The following is a 16953-nucleotide window of genomic DNA, read 5'->3' on the forward strand; positions in this document are numbered from 1 at the left end:
CCGAAGCGGTCGGGCGAGGTCCGAAGCGGTCCGGAGTGGCCCCGTGGGAGGCCGAGGGATCCCGGCACCGCCATGGCCGCCGCCCGGCGGGGGCCGCCACCGCCCGTTCGGCTTATCCACAGCTGCTCACCGCAGCGGCGCCGCTGTCCACAACCAGCCGGTAACCCCTGCCGCGGCGCACGCCGGCGCGCGAGAATGGACGTGGGGTCGTCCCCCCAGGGAGGGCGGGGGTATGGGTCGAGGCCGTCGACGACGGACGGCCCGGCCGGAGCCTCGGCTCAGGCTCAGGCTCAGGCTCCGGCTGCCGGAGCGGCGAGCGCCTCACGCAGGAAGTCCGCCTGGAGCAGCAGCAGGTTCTCGGCCACGGTCTCCTGCGGCGTCATGTGGGTGACGCCCGACAGCGGCAGCACGGTGTGCGGGCGGCCCGCCGCCAGCAGCGCGCCCGACAGCCGCAGGGTGTGCGCGGCCACCACGTTGTCGTCGGCCAGGCCGTGGATGAGCATCAGCGGGCGGCGCAGCCGCGCCGCGTCGGCCAGCAGCGAGCTGCGCTCGTAGGCGTCGGGGTGCTCGTCGGGGCGGCCGAGGTAGCGCTCGGTGTAGTGGGTGTCGTACAGCCGCCAGTCGGTCACCGGCGCCCCCGCCACCGCGGCGTGGAACACGTCGGGGCGGCGCAGCACCGCCAGCGCGGCCAGGTAGCCGCCGAAGGACCAGCCCCGGACGCCGACCCGGGAAAGGTCCAGGTCGGGGAAGCGCTCGGCCGCGGCCAGCAGCGCGTCCACCTGGTCCGCCAGCACCGGCCCGGCCAGGTCGCCGCGCACGGCGCGCTCCCACGCGGAACCGCGGCCCGGGGTGCCGCGCCCGTCGGCCACCACCACCGCGAAGCCCTGCTCGGCGAACCACCGCGAGGTGAGGTGCGCGCCGCCCGACGCCACCGCGCGCTGGGCGTGCGGGCCGCCATAGGGGTCCATCAGCACCGGCAGCGGACCCGAGCCCGGTTCGTGCCAGGACGGCAGCACCACGGCGGTGCGCAGCTCCCGCGCGCCCAGCCGCACCAGCCGCACCGGCGCGGGCGGCAGCTCGGGCCGCTCGGCGTGGCTGGCGATGACGGCGACCTCGGCGCCGCCCCGCCGCACCGAGGTGCGCACACCCGGCTCGTCCGGCACCCGGCTGGACACGACCACCGTGCTGGCCCGCAGCCGCCCGGTGTGCACGCCGGGCTCCTCGGTGAGCCGGACCAGCCCGCCGGGTCCGTGGGTCCACAGATGGGTCTCGGTCGGCTCGGTGGAGCCGCTGAACAGCACGGTCTCCCCGTCGACGTCCAGCACACCGCGCACCTGCAGGCCGTCGGGCGTGACCGCCTCGTCGTCGAGGTGCAGCCTGCGGTCGCCGCCGGAGTCGCCGACCCACCACAGCCGGCCGGAGTCCGACAGCCGCGCCAGCCCGGGCACCAGTTCCACCCAGTCGGGGTCGGCCAGCTCGCGGACGCGCCAGTCGCCGCCGTCGCCGGGGGAGTGCCGGACCACCACCCGGCGCTGGTCGCGGCTCTGCCGGACCACCAGCGGACCGGTGCGGTGCCAGCGGAAGTCGGCCAGGTAGGGCAGCTCGGGGTCGGCGGGCGGCACCAGCGCGGGCGCCTCGGCGCCGGCCGCCGCGGCGAACACGGCGAGCGTCACCTCGGCGTCGGGCGTACCGGCCGCCGGGTAGCGCATCAGGGCCGGGGCGCGGTCGGGGAAGGTGGGATCGGCGATATGCCAGCCGCGCACCGGCGACTCGTCCACCCGGGCGGCCAGCAGCGCCTCCCCGTCGGGCGACCACGCGAAGCCGTGGAAGCGGCCCATCTCCTCGGCCGCGATGAACTCGGCCAGGCCCCAGCTGACGTCCGGCCCGTCGGGCGAGGCGACGGCGCGGTCCTCACCGGAGCCGATCTCCACCACCCGCAGCCCCCGGCCGCTCACGTACGCCACCCGCCGCCCGGTCGGGTCGATCACCGGGTTCACCACCGGAACCGCGGCGGGAAGCTCGCGCGGCACGGCGTCCGGATCCAGCAGGTCCACCACGTACAGGCGGCCCGACACGGTGAAGGCGGCGCGGCGCGTCTCCCCGTCGGCCGTGTAGGAGACGATCCCGTTGGACTGCTCGCGCATGCGCTCGCGGCGGGCCCGCTCCTCCGGTGGCAGGTCCTCCTCGCCGGCGCCGAGCAGCCGCGGGTCGGCGACGACGCGTTCGGCGGCCCCGGTCCCGCCGGCGTCCCCCAGGGTGAGCTGCCACAGCAGGCTGACCGGGTCGGTGCCGCCGGACGACCTCAGGAACAGCACCCGGGAACCGTCGGCGGAGATCTGGAAGGCACGGGGGACGCCGAGGCTGAAGCGCCGGGTGCGGGCCTGCTGCCGGGGGAAGCTCATCCCCCCATGATCGCAGGCACACCGCCCGGCGCGGTCGCGGGCGGGGCGCCGGGCCCACCGGTTCGTCGTAGGGTGAACCCCATGACCGACCGCCGGTTGCTGCTTGTGCACGCCCATCCGGACGACGAAAGCATCTGGACCGGGGCGACGATGGCCCGCTACGCGGCCGAGGGCGCGCAGGTCACCCTGGTCACCTGCACCCGCGGCGAGGAGGGCGAGATCCTGTCGCCCGAACTCGCCCACCTCGCCGCCGACCGCACCGACGACCTCGGCCGGCACCGCAGCGTCGAACTCGCCTTCGCCTGCGCCGCCCTGGACGTGCCCGACCACGAACTGCTGGGCGGCGCGGGCCGCTGGCGCGACTCCGGCATGATGGACGCCCCGAGCAACGACGACCCCCGCTGCTTCTGGCGGGCCGACATCGACACCGCGGCCGAGCAGCTGGTGGCGCTGATCCGCGACCGCAGGCCCCAGGTGGTCGTCACCTACGACGACAACGGCTTCTACGGGCACCCCGACCACATCCAGGCCCACCGGGTGGCCTGGCGCGCCTTCGAGAAGTCCGCCGACCCCGACTTCGGCACCGGCGACCCCTGGCAGCCCGCGAAGTTCTACGCCACCGCGATGCCGGAGTCCGTGCTCCGCCGCGAACTGATGCGGCTGCGCGCGGAGTCCGGCCCCTTCGAGGTGGTCGACTCCATCGCCGACCTTCCCTTCGGCGTGCCCGACGACCAGGTCACCACCCGCATCGACGCCGGCGAGTACCTACCGGCAAAGATCGAGGCGATGCAGGCCCACGCCACCCAGATCTCGGTGCACGGAACCGCCTTCGCGCTCACCAACAACATCGCGCTGCCGCTGATGGGCGTCGAGTACTTCACCCTCATCGCCGGGGAGCGCGGCCCCGCGGGCGTCGACGGTTACGAGGCCGACCTGTTCGGCACCCGCTTCCCCTGGTGACGGCCGAGAAGCGGGCCGTGCGCCGCACCTCGGAGAAGGGCCCTACTGTGCACCCTATGGACGACGACGCCACCTCCGCGCCACGGCCCGCGCCCGCCCCGCCCGAGCGGCCGGAGCCCGCGCGCCCGGACCGCGCGGCGCCCCCCGCGCTCGACGCGCTGGTGCGCTACGCCGTCCACACCGTCCTGGCCCTGTTCGGCGGCGTCCTCGGCGCCACCACCTCCTTCCTGGCGGGCTGGCCCCGCACCGTCGCGCACCAGGGCGCGCTCGGCGTGCTGGCCGCGATCGCCGGCGCGCTGCTGCTCGCGGCCCTGGTCTACGCCGCCTCCCGCGCGGCCGGCTGGGCCACCCGCAGCCGGCTGGACGCCGCCCTGGTCGGGCTCGGCTGGCTGCTCGTCGTACTCGGCTTCGCCATGGTCACCACAAGCACGGTCTTCATGGGCAGCTGGTCGGACTACGTCTTCCTCATCACCGGCATGGCCGCTGTCGTCATCGCCCCGCTGCAGGCCGCAGCGGAAGACGTTTGACACTCCACCAGGCGCGGCCCGCCGCCGCAAGGCCGCACCGGGTCGTCCACAGGCCGGGCCGGGTTCGGCGCCCGGCCGTCCACAGTCCCTGAATTCGCCGCGCGCCACGACCGCCGCGACTGGTACACCGCCGCCCCCCTCTCCTGCGCCCGGCCGCGAACGCGCCGGGGAGCCGGCCCGTGCGGCGCGCTTCCGGTGGGTCCGGACCGGCTCGGCCGCGCTGCGGCCGGTCCAGCCCCAGGCCGAATCCGGGCGCGGAAGCGCTCGGCGGTATGACCGCACGGCCTACGCCGCGCCGCCCGGGGGTGAGCGCACCCGCAGGCCCTGGCGCGCGGCGCCGTCGCCGACGACGCGGAACCGGCGCGTCCGGGTCACGACCCTGGTCCGTGACCTTGTCGTCCATAGGCGGTGCGTGTGCCCGGTCGGTGGACGGCCGTCAAGAACCGGCCGGACAAGCGCCACCGACGTGGCGCCTGCGCATGCCCGGTGCCGCGTTCGCGCGGCAGGGCGGCGTACCGCCCGGACACTTGGGCGCCTCGGCCGTCCATGTCGTGGGAGCGCCGCACGGACCGCCCGGCGTCTCCGCCGCCGCGTGACCGAACGCCCCCGCCGGCTGTCCGAATGCGGCCGGAGCGTCTCCGCCGTGCGGGCCGGAGCCGAGGTTTTCGCCGGCTTACGGATCCCGGTGGTGGAGACCGACGCAGCAGCGTGGCCGACTCCGCGCCCGCACGACGGCCGAACCCGCCGATCGACCGGCCACGTCCGGGCGGCCGATGCGTGGCGGGAACACTGCGCGGTCAGGCTGCACCTTCACACCGGTCGTTCCGGGCGGTCCGCCGTCGGCGACGTGCGCTGTACCACTGGTACGCGTCACTTGAGGCGGGCGCGGCAAGTGATCGGCGCGTTCGCGGTGGGCCTGGTGCTCGCGCCGGCCATCACGGGCGGTAGCTGGCGTCGGCGTCCCCGGCACCTGATGCGCGGTCTCTCCGCGTGCCTGCACAGGTCAGTGCGCCGACCGCCGGGGGCGGGTTCCGGCGCGGGCGGAAGCGACGCACAGAGAACCCATCGGCCGCTCGGCCGCGACCCCGTCCGGACGTCCACCATGGGGGAACCGCTGCACGGAAGGCGCCGCCGTCGTTGCACCACAGGCCGCATCCGCCGGTACCTCGGCGCGGCGGCTCGTCGACAGCGGTCGGTGCGCCGCTGGTGGAAGGTCTCCTCGGCGTGCTCGACCTGTACGACGGCCGTCCACCCCCTGCGGGAGTCGCCGACGACCCCTGACTCCCCAGCACGTCCGACGCCGGTCCGCAAGGCGGACCGGGTTTTTCCACAATTCGATCACTCCAGGTGAGCCGCCGTCCACAGCCGGGGAAAGTGCTGCTCCGCGCTTGCGCCCGGCCTGCCTAGCGTGCCGGCATGGCACAGCACATCTCCCTCGCCGACCCTCCCGTCGGCGTCCCCCAGTTCCTCGTCGCGGCCGAACGGCTCCCCGACGATCCGCACACCGCCGTGGTGGCCGGGCTCGCCCGGGTGGCCGAGCGCGGCCTGGCCGGCGCCGCGCTCCGGCTGCTGCACTCCGGCGAACTGCGCTGCGAGCCCGAGCCGCCGCACCTGCTCGGCCGCCCCCGCGGCCCGGTCCGCACCGAGCAGCTCCGCGCGCGCTTCGACCGCGCCGACCACCACCTCGCGGTGCGCATCGTCGGCGCGGGCGGGGCCGGACCCGGCGCGGTCCAGGCGGCGCGTGCCGCGGCCCGTGCGCTGGCCGCGTCCTGCGGCGGGCTGGTGGCCGACGCCTTCACCGGCCAGGTACTGCCCGCCGGAGGCGGCGCCGAGGCGCTGGAGTTCCAGCTGGCCGACCAGTGGCTCGCCCTCTACCTCGACCGCCCCGCCGCCCGCGACCGGGGCCCCGGCCGCCGCGCCGCCCCGGCCGAGATCGCCAGCGCGGGCCTGGCCCGCTTCGGCCTGCCCGATCTCAACCTGCGCGGAATCGCGCTGCACCAGTGGTTCCTGGCCACCACCCTGCTGCGCGGCCTGGCCACCCGGCTGCTCACCGACCACTGGACCTGGTCGGCCGAGCGGCCCGGCCGGGCCCGCAGGTGGCTGGCGGTGCGCACCGTCGTCGACACCCGCGACGTCAAGCGCTACTGGGGGGTGCTCGACGACCAGCCGCCGGTGGCCTCGGTCGAGGTGCGCCTCACCCCGCTCACCCCGCCCGCCGCCGGGGCCGGCACCCGCGTGCTGGTCCGGCCGCGCGCCTCCTACACCGGCGGCATCGACAGCTGGCTGGACCGCATCGCCGCGCTCGCCTTCCCCCTCGACCGCGCGGCGGCCCGCGCCACCACCCCCGGCTGACCGCCGTGAACAGGAGCAACCAGGTGAACCCGAGCACCGCCCCCGTCCGGCTCACCCTGCCCAAGCTGCTCGGCGCCCACTACCTCGTCGCCGCCCCGGCCGCCTGGCCGCGCGACCCCGCCGCGATCGCCGAACGGATCGCCGCCGAACTCCCCACCATCGCCGACGCCGGCGGCGGCCCGGTCGCCGGGCGGGTCCGGCTCAAGGTGCGCGAACTCAACGGCGGCCACCTCGCCGCCGGCGTCACCCAGCGGCTGGCCAACGCCTCCCTCGCCGAGCTGCGGCGCATCGGCGACGCCGACCGCCACCTGCTGGTCGGCGCCTACCACCGCCCCGGCTGGCCGCCCCTGCACGCCCTGGTGGCCCGGCACGTCGCCGGAGCCTTCGCCGACCGCACCGGCGGCATGCTGCTCGATCCGCTCACCATGCTGGTGCACGACCATTTCGCCGCCGACACCTGGCCGGGCCGCGGCCAGCTGCGGCTGATGGACTGGATCTGCGTCCTCGACGTCGTCGGCGACCCCGAGGGCGCCACCCTCGCCACCATCGGCCTAAGCCGCTTCGGCCTGCCCGACCTCCGGCTGCACCACGTCCCCCGCCTGCTGGCGGGCCCGTGGGCACGGCTGCTCGGCAGCCTCGCCCAAGTGCTGGCCGACGCGCACTGGAGCGGCCGGTCCCGTGGAGAGACGCTGCGGCTCGACCCCACCACCATCAGCGCCGCCGACGTCGCCAGGGCCGAGAGCGTGCCGGTGTCCGCCGACGCGGCCGCCCAGTCCGCTCCGGTCGGCTTCCGGCTGACCGGATCCGACCTCGACCGCCAGCTCTGGCTCGACCTCGTACCGCCCGGCAGCGGCCCCGACGACGACTTCTCCGAGACCCCCACCGACCCGGCCGCCTGGTCGGAGTGGCTGGAGTCCGTGGTCCTGGCGGTGTTCCCGCCGGACAACTGGTGAGCGCGGTGGCGGCCCGGCGCCGTCAGGAGGTCGCCAGGTTCCAGAAGCGGAAGAGATCGAGCCCGTTGTCGACGTAGATCGCGTTCAGGCCCACCGCCTGGCCGCCCGCCAGCATCAGCCCGAAGAACGCGTTGCTCACCGGCGGGAACCACAGCACGGCGAAGACCGCGATGACCCCGAACGGCCCGGCCGCCGCGCCGAACTCCCGCAGCCGCCGGGGCAGGAACGGCTCCACCACCCCGAAGCCGTCCAGCCCCGGCACCGGCAGCAGGCCGATCACCGCCGAGCTGAGCTGCAGATAGGCCAGCAGGGCGAGCGCCGTCCAGAAGATGTTCACCGAGTCGCCCGCCAGCCGCCCGGCCGCCAGCGCCAGCACCAGCCCCAGCAGCACACTGGTCAGCGGGCCCGACAGCGCCACGAACGCGCGGCGGCCCCGGCCCTCGGGCGATCCGGCGGGCACATTGGCCGGACCCGAGGCGATCCCGATCCCGCCCAGCACGGCGAAGGCCACCGGCAGCACCCAGGTCTGGAAGCCGTGCGCGTAGCGGAACGGGTTCAGGGTCAGCGGGCCGCCCAGCGCGTCCGCGGGCGTGCCGGCCCGGTAGGCCAGCACACCCCGCACCCACTCCCGTACGCAGACCGAGGCCAGCCAGCCGGCCAGCGTGAACACGAACACGCCGTAGTAGTTGTACGCGTGATCGCTCCAGGCCAGCCAGCCGCCCAGTGCGGCGAGTCCGGCGACCGCCAGAAAGGCGGGGCTGGGAGCCAGCTCCCTGACTCCGAGCCGTGAATCGGCCGACCGCACTGCCGTCATCTGCCCGTCCCGCTCCGTTCCGGCTCCGCCCGCGCGCCACGTCCGTCCGACGGCCGAGGCACCGCCGGGGACGCAGCACAGGCTACGGCCTCGCCGCCCGGGCCCGCCGCCGCCCCCGGGAACCGGCGGCCGCCGCCGGAGCCCCGGGGATCACAGCGAGGTGCGCGGCGCCGTCGCGGCCGTGTGCAGCGTCGCCAGCACGAACGCGCGCCCGGCGGTGGTGAGCTGCCTGGGCTGGTCCAGCGTCACCAGCCGGCTGCCGGTGACCAGCTTCAGCGTCTCCAGCAGCCAGTTCAGGTCCACCAGCACCGCCGACACCTGCCGCCGGTCCGGGCCCGAGCCGGTGCGGCGGTCCTGCCAGCCGGCCTCGGCCAGGATCTCGCCCGCGGCCTGAGCCAGGTCGTCGCTGGTCATCGCCCGGGGACGGGTCAGCAGCAGCGCCAGACCGGTCTCCACCGCCGCCTGCTCGAAGCCGCCCGTCGGGATCACCGACTCCGTCACCGACCGCCACAGCGCGGTCGGGAACTCCCGCATCTGCCGCCCGGCGCGGGTGATCAGCAGCTTGCGCCCGGTCCTGCGCACCGCCCGCATGGACCGTAACAAGCCGTGCAGCGTCATGAGCTGGGCGACATCGCCCTCGGTGCGCGGCGGGTCGGGCAGAGCGTGCCAGCCGAACTCCGAGCACAGCCGCCGGACGATCGTCGGTGTGATGTTGCCCACCTGTGTGAGTGGGATGCCGTCGGCGGCGAAGTCCAGGATCCGCCGGATCGGTGCCAGGATCTCGCCGACGTTGTAGGGCGGCTCCGTGCCCTGGATCAGCTGGCCGGCCATCGAGGTGAGCTGCTGCCGGTGCGCGTTGGCGCCCGAGGACAGCCAGCTCCGCACCCGCTCCTCGCGCACCTTGTCCAGCCGGCTGCGGCCGGTCATGTCGGGCTGGGTGAGGAACATCCGGGTCAGCTCCGCCTGGGTGGACCGCCACCCACGCGCGCCCGGCCGCAGGTCGCCCGAGGCGATGGTGAGCTCCAGGGCCGCCGCGGTCGCCTCGAAGGCGTCGGTCTCGACGGCCCCCAGCATGGTTCCCCAGCTGAGTTCCTGCAGGTCGGGCGGTTGGACGCCGGAGAGCCGCATGGCCTTCTCGTAGGCCCTGACGCCCTCGTCATGATGGTCCAGGTACCGCTCGAGTACTTCGCGGGTGGTCTCGCCGTCGCAGATCTCCGCGTACCTGGGCAGGTCGAGCATCCGGAACAGCCGCGCCAGCGAGTGCGCGGTGAACAGCTGCTCCTCCAGGTCGCTGAGGAACTTGACGGGCAGCACATACCAGCAGAACTCCTGCACGGTGCGCTGGCTCAGGGATTCCAGGCCATCGCCTCCGGTGAGGGTCGTCAGAGCGGCCTCGGCCTGCCGCGCGGCCCTCGGATCAAGGCGGCCCAACTGGGCGAGCGCCGAGGCGATGGTCTCCTGCATACCGCGAGTCTGCCAGGAGAAGCGGGTGATCGGGGAGATCTTGCCCGAGATCCTCAGGCCCGTCGGCGCGTCGCCCGTGTCCCGGGCGCGGCCTCCGGGACGACCCTGCCGGCCACCAGACTCGCCTCGGTGACCTCCGTCACAGATCCGTCGCGCCTGCGGATGCCCAGCACCCCGTCGCGCCAGAACTCCAGCACCCCGACGACATCACCCAGCCACCCCGACGGCAGGCGCCTGCGCACGGACACCCGGCGGCCCGTGTCGGCGGCCGACACCGAGACCGACGGGCGGGCGGCCGGCGGCGGCTCCATCGCAACAACCCCCAGTTGACCCATGGCGTCGCGGTCACCGCAATACTAGAACCACCAAGAGACGCCAGTCGCGACGCGCTCCGTGGCAGGCTCGGACGCGGTGGTCGTCTGGCGAACAGACCCGCGGTCGGACGTGGCGAGGACCCTGGGACGAAGAGGAGTTCGACGTGACCTACATCATCGCGCAACCCTGCGTCGATGTCCTCGACAAGGCGTGCATCGAGGAATGCCCTGTCGATTGCATCTACGAGGGCGAGCGCATGCTGTACATCCACCCCGACGAGTGTGTCGACTGCGGCGCCTGCGAGCCGGTCTGCCCCGTGGAGGCCATCTACTACGAGGACGACCTGCCCGAGCAGTGGAAGGACTACTACAAGGCCAATGTCGACTTCTTCGAGGAGCTCGGCTCGCCGGGCGGCGCCTCGAAGGTCGGGAAGATCAACCGGGACCACCCGGTGGTCGCCGCCCTCCCTCCCCAGGAGGAGGACTGAGGGCGTGACCTAGCCGAGCGAGCGGCCGGCCGCCGCGACGGGGCCGGCGCACTCCAGCGGCCCGCCGCACCGGCCGGCCGCGGCCTGTACGGCGGAGGGACCACCGCCGTACCAGTCGGCCCTGCCGGCGCCCGACGTCGGTGTTCAGGGCCTGGATCCCGCCGGGTAGAGACCCTGCCCACCGGCCGCCGCGCCCGCCGGGGCCGCTCGCTCGCCCACCGCCACCGCCCGGCGCTCCGCCGGGGCCAGAAGGAGAACGCGACCCGTGCGTACCCGTCCATCCGAGCGGCTGCCCGGCTTCCCCTGGGACCGGCTCGCCGAGGCCAAGGCCGCGGCGGCCGCGCACCCCGACGGCACCGTCGACCTGTCGGTCGGCACCCCCGTCGACCCGGTGCCCGAGGTCGTCCAGCAGGCGCTGGCCGCCCACGCCAACACGCCCGGCTACCCCACCACGCACGGCACCGCCGCCCTGCGCGAGGCGGCCGCGGGCTGGCTGCGCCGCAGGCACGGAGTCACGGTCGACCCCGAGGCGGTGCTGCCCACCGTCGGCTCCAAGGAACTGGTCGCCTGGCTGCCCACGCTGCTCGGCGTCGGCCCCGGCGACACCGTGGTCCACCCCGAGCTGGCCTACCCCACCTACGACGTCGGCGCGCGGCTGGCCGGCGCCGATCCGGTGGCCACCGACGGCCTGCTCGCCCTCGGCCCGGCCCCCGTGCGGCTGGTCTGGCTCAACTCCCCGTCGAACCCGTCCGGGCGCGTGCTCCCCGTGGACCACCTCCGCAAGGTGGTGGCCTGGGCCCGCGAACGCGGCGCGGTGGTCGCCTCCGACGAGTGCTACATCGAACTCGGCTGGGAATCCGACCCCGCCCGCCGCCCCCGGTCCGTCCTCGACCCCGAGGTCTGCGGCGGCTCGCACGACGGCCTGCTCGCCGTGCACTCCCTGTCCAAGCGGTCGAACCTGGCCGGCTACCGCGCCGGTTTCGTCACCGGCGACCCCGCTCTGATCGCCGAACTCCTGGGCGTCCGCAAGCACGCGGGCATGATGCTGCCTGCCCCCGTCCAGGCGGCCATGGCCGCCGCGCTCGCCGACGACCGCCACGCCGACGAGCAGAAGGCCCGCTACGCGCGCCGCCGCGCCCTCCTGCGACCGGCCCTGGAAGAGGCGGGCTGGCGTGTCACCGACTCTGAGGCCGGTCTCTACCTGTGGGCCGAGCGCCCCGGCTTCGACGCCTGGCAGTCCGTTACCGCCCTGGCCGACCTCGGCATCCTGGTCGCTCCCGGCGACTTCTACGGCCCCGCCGGCGCCCGGCACGTGCGTGTCGCCATCACCGCCACGGACGAACGCGTGGCCGCCGGCGTGAAGCGCCTCGCCGACGCCGGCTGACGCCCCGCGCCATGGTCCACCCCTGCTGGCAGAGCTCGCGGGGCGGCTCGGCCGGCGGCGCCGCCCACCCGCGACGGCGATGAAGAGCCAGGCCGTGGACCGCGCCGGCAAGTCCGGTCCGGCGTGTTCACCGCGCGTGCGCATCGCGGGCTCACGCCAACGCCTCAGCGCTCCGCCCGGACCGAGACGGCGCGCATCCATCACGTGATGACGCACGCATGATGACGCGCGGCGTCCGTCATGCGCCCAAGGGCGGAGCGGCCCTGCCATCGAGCCAGGCCCATCGCGGCCCGAAAGCGCCCGCCCGGCTGCCGCTGAAGCGATCTCCCGTTCCCACGGCCGGGGAACGGCCGGCCCTCCCGCCCGCTGCCGCGTTTCGCGCCTCCACCCTCGAACCGCGAGGGGAGCCGAACGGCGGTCCGGCGGAACGCAGTTGACCTCAACCATGGTTCAGGTGTGAGGCTGGCACTCATGACCATGAACATCGACACGCCGGCCCGCGAGGCCGATCTTGAGGCGATCAAGCAGGTGGTCGCCACCGTCGAACACGCGCAGAACAACGAACTTCCCGATGAGTTCCTCGCCCTGTTCCGCGCCGACGCGGTTTGGACGACGGGAGGAGGCCGGCGCCTCTTCGGCATCGACGCGATCTCGGAGTTCACCCGCGCGGTGCTGCCCGGCGGCATGAAGGGCACGACGGTCACCTTCGATCTGGAGCACGTGCTGTACATCCGCCCCGACGTCGCGGCCGTCAAGCTGCGCCAGCTCTACCGGACACCCGACGGACCGGACGTGGGCTCTCCGCTGTGGGTGATGGCCAAGGAGGACGGGCGCTGGCTGCTGACCGCCTGCCAGAACACCGGTGTGCTCGACGACGAGGAGGCGTCGCCGGCCCGCCCGATCTTCGGCGCCGGTGACTGAGCCCGCACCTCACCGGTCGGCCGGCGGACGACCGAATGCCCATGCGTCCGTAGTCGGCTTCAAGACCATGGCCTGCGGGCACACGCCGCCATCGCACCAGCCGAGCAGCACGCCGGACCACCCCGGATACATGAGCGTCGCTCATGTATCCGGGGTGCCATTGTGCTGACACTGGGAGCAGGCCGAGTCCACAAGATCAAAGTCGCCTGTCCCGGGAAGCCGTCCGTCCCCCAACCGCGGCCGTCGCCGATGGGGGACGCGAGCGGCGTCCTGCGCCGATGACCCCGCCGTCTGGCGCGGGCACCCCACGCCCTCGTCAGCCGGCGGCGTCGAAGCGAAGCGCCGGCGCGGCCTCCTCGACCGTCGTCCACCCCTCCGCGCCCTGCTCGGCCGTCCAGACGCGGTCGTCCTGCGTCACCGAGCCGAGCCCGAAGTGCTGGGCGTGCGCCACGGCCCACGCGGCCATGGACCAGCCGCGGTCCCCGGTGGGGGCACCGCCGTCGGACGCGTCCGCCGACACCCCGTACACCCGGCGCAGCTCCTCGTCCGCGGCCTCCACCGCGGGCGGCCGCGCCTCCGCGTCCGGATACCAGCAGTAGACCGCTCCGGGCACCTCGCCGGTGAAGGCCGCCGCCAGGATCCTGGCCTCGTCCTCGTGCTGGTCGTAGGCGAATCCGTCGGCACTGCGCTGCACGGCCTGCGCGGCCTCGTGCACCGGCAGGTCCTGGTAGCCCGGAACCTCGACAAGGCCGTCGTAGAACGCGCCCGCCGCGAACACCGGGTCGAGCAGCTGCTCGACCTCGCCCCAGCCCATGGACGGGCGCTGCTGGAACAGGCCCACCGAGTCGCGGTCGCCGCCCGGCAGGTTCATGAAGTCCGACTCCTGGAAGACCGTGGCGAAGGCGATCACCACCGCCTTCTTCGGCAGACCGCGCTCGAAGGCGACCCCGGCGATCGTGGCGGCGTTGGCCGCCTGCTCCACCGACAGCTCGATCTCCGCACCGTCCAGCGCCACCCGGCAGCCCGAGCCGACCACCGGCCCGCTCATCCGGTCGAGCACGAAGTAGCCCGCGCCCACGAGCATGCCGACGACGACCGTCACCGCCGCGATGGCGACGACTAGGCAGTTGAACCCCCCGCCCCGCGACCGCGCACGGGACCGCTCCTCTGACACGAAAGCGACGTTATCCCGCCCAAGGGCGTGCTCGAACCGTCCGCGGCTCCGTGCCGTCGTAGGCTGGGCGACCATGCGGCTCGACCTCTCCCGTGACGCGGCGCACCTCACCGCCCAGCTCGTCGACATCGAATCCGTCAGCGGCGGCGAACAGGCCATCGCCGACGCCGTCGAGCAGGCCCTGCTCGAACTGCCGCATCTGGCCGTCGACCGCACCGGCAACACCGTCGTCGCGCGCACCCGGCTCGGCCGCGCCCAGCGCGTCGTGCTCGCCGGCCACCTCGACACCGTCCCGGTCGCCGACAACCTCCCGTCGCGGCTCGAGGGCGACCGGCTGTACGGCTGCGGGACCACCGACATGAAGAGCGGCGTCGCCGTCCAGCTGCGGATCGCCGCCACCGTCACGCAACCCCTGCACGACCTCACCTTCGTCTTCTACGACTGCGAGGAGGTCGACGCCGAGCGCAACGGCCTCCGCCGGCTCGTCGGCACCCATCCCGACTGGCTCCGCGGCGACTTCGCGGTGCTGCTCGAGCCCACCGGCGCGATGATCGAGGGCGGCTGCCAGGGCACACTGCGCGCCGAAGTCCGGGCCCGCGGCGAGCGCGCACACAGCGCCCGGTCCTGGATGGGACGGAACGCGATCCACGAGGCCGGCGCCATCCTCGACGTCCTCCGCGCCTACGAACCGCGGCGCCCCGACGTCGACGGCCTCCAGTACCACGAAGGACTCAACGCCGTCTTCATCAGCGGCGGCGTGGCGGGCAACGTGATCCCCGACGAGTGCGTCGTCACCGTCAACCACCGCTTCGCCCCCGACCGCGACACCGCCCAGGCCGAAGCGCATCTCCGCGAGGTCTTCGAGGGCTTCGAGCTGACGGTCGTCGACAGCGCGCCACCGGCCCGCCCCGGGCTGCACCTCCCGGCCGCCGCGGACTTCATCGCGGCCATCGGCACCCCGCCGCGCGCCAAACTCGGCTGGACCGACGTCGCCCGCATGGCCGAACTGGGCATCCCCGCCGTCAACTACGGCCCCGGCGAACCCACGCTCGCGCACACCCGCGACGAGCACGTCGAACTGCGCGCCGTCGCCGAGTGCGAGCAGCGGATGCGCGCCTGGCTCACGGCCTCGCCGTGACCCGCGCCGCACGCCCGGCCCGGCCGGCTCGCCGACGGCGCCCGACCGGCCCGCGAACGGGGCGCGCCGACCGTCCTGATCACCGCCCTTCGCGGCTCCACTGACCGGAAAGGGCCAGATCAGCGCCACCGTTCGCTGTCAGGTAACCCGAACCCGACCGGTCCTGGCTACGGTGTCAGCATGACCGAATCCAAAGGAAAGATCCGACACGCAGGCCCACTCACCCTCCGAGGCAACGCCATCCCCGCCACCACCACCGACCAGCGCCTTCTGGAGAGCCGGGGCCCGACGGACTGGGTCCACGCGGACCCGTGGCGCGTCCTGCGCATCCAGTCCGAGTTCGTCGAGGGCTTCGGCCTGCTGTCCGAACTCGGCCGTGCCGTCTGCGTCTTCGGCTCGGCCCGCGTCAAACCCGACACCGAGCACTACGAGACGGGCGTGCGCATCGGCGAACTGCTCGCCGGCGCCGGATACGCCGTCATCACCGGCGGCGGCCCCGGCATCATGGAGGCCGCGAACCGGGGCGCCCAGCAGGCCGGCGGCCACTCCATCGGCCTCGGCATCGAGCTGCCGTTCGAGCAGAAGCTCAACGACTTCCTCGACATGGGCATCACCTTCCGGTACTTCTTCGTCCGCAAGACGATGTTCGTCAAGTACGCGCAGGCGTTCATCGTGCTGCCCGGCGGCTTCGGCACCCTCGACGAGCTGTTCGAGGCCATCACCCTGGTGCAGACCGGCAAGGTCACCCGCTTCCCGGTCGTGCTGGTGGGCACCTCCTTCTGGTCCGGCATCCGCGACTGGATCAACGAGACCCTGCTCGCCGAGGGAATGATCTCGCCCGGCGACCCCGACCTGATGTACCTCACGGACGACCCCGAGGAGGCCGTGAAAATCATCCAGGAGGCCGACATCCAGCGTGAAATGCAAGAGGAGCGCCAGGTCGAAGCCACGGCACACGACGTCGAAGAGGCCAGTGAGGAGTCGGAGAGCCGGCGGCGGTAGCGCCCCGGCGACCCGGTCCCGCGTGCACCCCGGCCGGCGGCACGCCGTCCCGCCCCGCCGCCACCCGACCGGCCCAAGAGATCCACACGACCGGCCCGTGCACGGGCGCCGCTCCCTCCGGAGCCGCCCGGACACAGGCCGGTCCGAGCCCGAGGGCCGCCCGAACCGGATCGGCCCCGCTCGTGCCTACCCTCCTCGCGCGCCGTCGAGCCGTCCGCGGACAAGGCCGCCCCTGCACGGAGGCCACCCGGCCGAAGAGCCGGTCCGCCCGCTCCAAAGGCGAAGCGCACCAGACGGCGTCTGTCCGCCCGCCGAACCCCGCAGCTCGCACGATCGGCGCATCCGCGCCCTGCCCAGCCACGAATCCCGTCGGGGAACGACCAACCCGAACCGACGCCCCGGCCAGGCTCAGGCCAGACCGCGCCGCGCGACCGCGGGTCCGGTGATCCCGCGCACCGCCGCGACCATATCCACGGCCCGCCGCACCTGGCGCACCCGCGCCGTCACAAAACCGGCCGCCCCCAGCCACGCGCTCACGGTCACCATCGCGACCAGCGCGGCGCTACCACCGGCCGCGGCCGCCTCGTCGGCATCGACGACCACAGGTCCCTTCAGCTCCGCGACCCGCCGCCGCAGCCGCTCCGCCGGCGGAAGACCGTCCGCATCCTCACCCGCGGCCCGCAGATCGACGAGCGCTCCATCCAGCTCCGTGCCGTCCAGCACCGGAACCCCTAACCGCCACCCGGCCAAAGCGGCACGCAGACCAGGACTCAAGCCGTCCAGGAGCACCGCGTCCGCTCCCTCCCCGGCCGCCCGCGCGGCCCGGGCCCCGACCACGTCCACAGAACCTTCAGGGTGCGCCTCACGGCGCTCGCCGGCGGCCGCGCCGAACTCGGAGTTCCCATCCGCGGCCGTCGCGACCCCGGTCGGCGCGTCGGCACCTGGAATCGCCACGCCCCGAGTGTCGGGACCGATACGGGCGATCACCGGATAGCCGTCCGCGACGATCGTCACCGTGCCCAGCCGCAACTCCATGCCGACGATGCTTGCACAGCTCAGC

General features: G+C 74.4%; 15 protein-coding genes. 9 read left to right on the top strand and 6 right to left on the bottom strand.

Going from position 1 to position 16953, the window contains the following annotated elements; translation table 11 throughout:
* Positions 1-290 precede the first annotated feature (290 nt).
* Entirely contained in the window at positions 291-2402 is a 2112-nt protein-coding gene (locus tag CLV72_RS02700; protein WP_106238549.1) for a S9 family peptidase, read from the bottom strand.
* An 81-nt stretch (positions 2403-2483) separates the two neighbouring features.
* Between CLV72_RS02700 and mshB the strand changes: the two genes are divergently transcribed.
* The 4 genes from mshB to CLV72_RS02725 all read left to right on the top strand — a co-directional run bounded on the left by mshB (position 2484) and on the right by CLV72_RS02725 (position 7194).
* A complete protein-coding gene (gene mshB / locus CLV72_RS02705) occupies positions 2484-3362 on the top strand; it encodes an N-acetyl-1-D-myo-inositol-2-amino-2-deoxy-alpha-D-glucopyranoside deacetylase (RefSeq protein WP_106238553.1) in 879 nt (292 codons plus the stop codon).
* Between the two features lie 56 nt (positions 3363-3418).
* Positions 3419-3889 carry a hypothetical protein gene (locus CLV72_RS02710; RefSeq protein WP_106238558.1) on the top strand — a complete coding sequence of 157 codons (471 nt, stop codon included), beginning with the start codon at positions 3419-3421 and terminating at the stop codon, positions 3887-3889.
* A 1416-nt stretch (positions 3890-5305) separates the two neighbouring features.
* Positions 5306-6241, top strand: coding sequence for a hypothetical protein (locus CLV72_RS02720; protein ID WP_146159321.1), 936 nt, complete (start codon positions 5306-5308; stop codon positions 6239-6241).
* Positions 6242-6264: 23 nt separating this feature from the next.
* A complete protein-coding gene (locus CLV72_RS02725) occupies positions 6265-7194 on the top strand; it encodes a hypothetical protein (protein WP_106238569.1) in 930 nt (309 codons plus the stop codon).
* Positions 7195-7216: 22 nt separating this feature from the next.
* Here the strand turns inward: CLV72_RS02725 and CLV72_RS32020 are convergent, their stop codons facing one another.
* The 3 genes from CLV72_RS32020 to CLV72_RS02740 all read right to left on the bottom strand — a co-directional run bounded on the left by CLV72_RS32020 (position 7217) and on the right by CLV72_RS02740 (position 9783).
* Positions 7217-8008, bottom strand: coding sequence for a site-2 protease family protein (locus tag CLV72_RS32020; protein WP_170140824.1), 792 nt, complete (start codon positions 8006-8008; stop codon positions 7217-7219).
* Positions 8009-8158: 150 nt separating this feature from the next.
* The gene (locus tag CLV72_RS02735; protein ID WP_106238577.1) at positions 8159-9472 is read right to left on the bottom strand and encodes a hypothetical protein; all 1314 of its coding nucleotides are present in this window, start codon (positions 9470-9472) and stop codon (positions 8159-8161) included.
* A gap of 53 nt (positions 9473-9525) precedes the next feature.
* On the bottom strand, positions 9526-9783 hold the full coding sequence (locus CLV72_RS02740) for a putative acetyltransferase (RefSeq protein ID WP_106241148.1): 258 nt from the start codon (positions 9781-9783) through the stop codon (positions 9526-9528).
* Between the two features lie 167 nt (positions 9784-9950).
* Here CLV72_RS02740 and fdxA point away from each other — a divergent pair, with 167 nt between their 5' ends.
* The 3 genes from fdxA (at position 9951) to CLV72_RS02755 (ending at position 12579) form a co-directional block, all read left to right on the top strand.
* Positions 9951-10274: a ferredoxin gene (gene fdxA, locus CLV72_RS02745; RefSeq protein ID WP_106238581.1), complete on the top strand. Its 324-nt coding sequence runs from the start codon at positions 9951-9953 to the stop codon at positions 10272-10274.
* Between the two features lie 265 nt (positions 10275-10539).
* On the top strand, positions 10540-11658 hold the full coding sequence (dapC, locus tag CLV72_RS02750) for a succinyldiaminopimelate transaminase (RefSeq protein WP_245929826.1): 1119 nt from the start codon (positions 10540-10542) through the stop codon (positions 11656-11658).
* A 456-nt stretch (positions 11659-12114) separates the two neighbouring features.
* Positions 12115-12579 (top strand): SgcJ/EcaC family oxidoreductase, encoded by a 465-nt coding sequence (locus CLV72_RS02755; RefSeq protein ID WP_245929827.1) that lies wholly within the window; start codon positions 12115-12117, stop codon positions 12577-12579.
* Between the two features lie 316 nt (positions 12580-12895).
* Here CLV72_RS02755 and CLV72_RS02760 read toward each other — a convergent pair whose 3' ends face one another.
* Positions 12896-13681, bottom strand: a complete 786-nt coding sequence (locus CLV72_RS02760) for a hypothetical protein (protein WP_245929828.1) — start codon at positions 13679-13681, stop codon at positions 12896-12898.
* Between the two features lie 145 nt (positions 13682-13826).
* Here CLV72_RS02760 and dapE point away from each other — a divergent pair, with 145 nt between their 5' ends.
* Positions 13827-14891 (top strand): succinyl-diaminopimelate desuccinylase, encoded by a 1065-nt coding sequence (gene dapE, locus CLV72_RS02765; RefSeq protein WP_106238585.1) that lies wholly within the window; start codon positions 13827-13829, stop codon positions 14889-14891.
* Between the two features lie 180 nt (positions 14892-15071).
* On the top strand, positions 15072-15893 hold the full coding sequence (locus tag CLV72_RS02770) for an LOG family protein (RefSeq protein ID WP_211302667.1): 822 nt from the start codon (positions 15072-15074) through the stop codon (positions 15891-15893).
* Positions 15894-16301: 408 nt separating this feature from the next.
* On the opposite strand, the gene CLV72_RS33050 is transcribed toward CLV72_RS02770, so the two are convergent.
* Entirely contained in the window at positions 16302-16928 is a 627-nt protein-coding gene (locus CLV72_RS33050; RefSeq protein WP_245929829.1) for a hypothetical protein, read from the bottom strand.
* Positions 16929-16953: the final 25 nt, after the last annotated feature.

This window comes from Allonocardiopsis opalescens (assembly GCF_003002095.1).
Taxonomy (GTDB): domain Bacteria; phylum Actinomycetota; class Actinomycetes; order Streptosporangiales; family Streptosporangiaceae; genus Allonocardiopsis; species Allonocardiopsis opalescens.

Excerpts from the sequence above, each read along its gene's own strand:
- dapE (WP_106238585.1), top strand. The coding sequence starts at position 13,827 with ATGCGGCTCGACCTCTCCCGTGACGCGGCGCACCTCACCGCCCAGCTC.
- CLV72_RS02740 (WP_106241148.1), bottom strand. The coding sequence starts at position 9,783 with ATGGAGCCGCCGCCGGCCGCCCGCCCGTCGGTCTCGGTGTCGGCCGCC.
- mshB (WP_106238553.1), top strand. The coding sequence starts at position 2,484 with ATGACCGACCGCCGGTTGCTGCTTGTGCACGCCCATCCGGACGACGAA.
- CLV72_RS02710 (WP_106238558.1), top strand. The coding sequence starts at position 3,419 with ATGGACGACGACGCCACCTCCGCGCCACGGCCCGCGCCCGCCCCGCCC.
- CLV72_RS02720 (WP_146159321.1), top strand. The coding sequence starts at position 5,306 with ATGGCACAGCACATCTCCCTCGCCGACCCTCCCGTCGGCGTCCCCCAG.
- CLV72_RS02735 (WP_106238577.1), bottom strand. The coding sequence starts at position 9,472 with ATGCAGGAGACCATCGCCTCGGCGCTCGCCCAGTTGGGCCGCCTTGAT.
- CLV72_RS02770 (WP_211302667.1), top strand. The coding sequence starts at position 15,072 with ATGACCGAATCCAAAGGAAAGATCCGACACGCAGGCCCACTCACCCTC.
- CLV72_RS32020 (WP_170140824.1), bottom strand. The coding sequence starts at position 8,008 with ATGACGGCAGTGCGGTCGGCCGATTCACGGCTCGGAGTCAGGGAGCTG.
- CLV72_RS02700 (WP_106238549.1), bottom strand. The coding sequence starts at position 2,402 with ATGAGCTTCCCCCGGCAGCAGGCCCGCACCCGGCGCTTCAGCCTCGGC.
- CLV72_RS33050 (WP_245929829.1), bottom strand. The coding sequence starts at position 16,928 with ATGGAGTTGCGGCTGGGCACGGTGACGATCGTCGCGGACGGCTATCCG.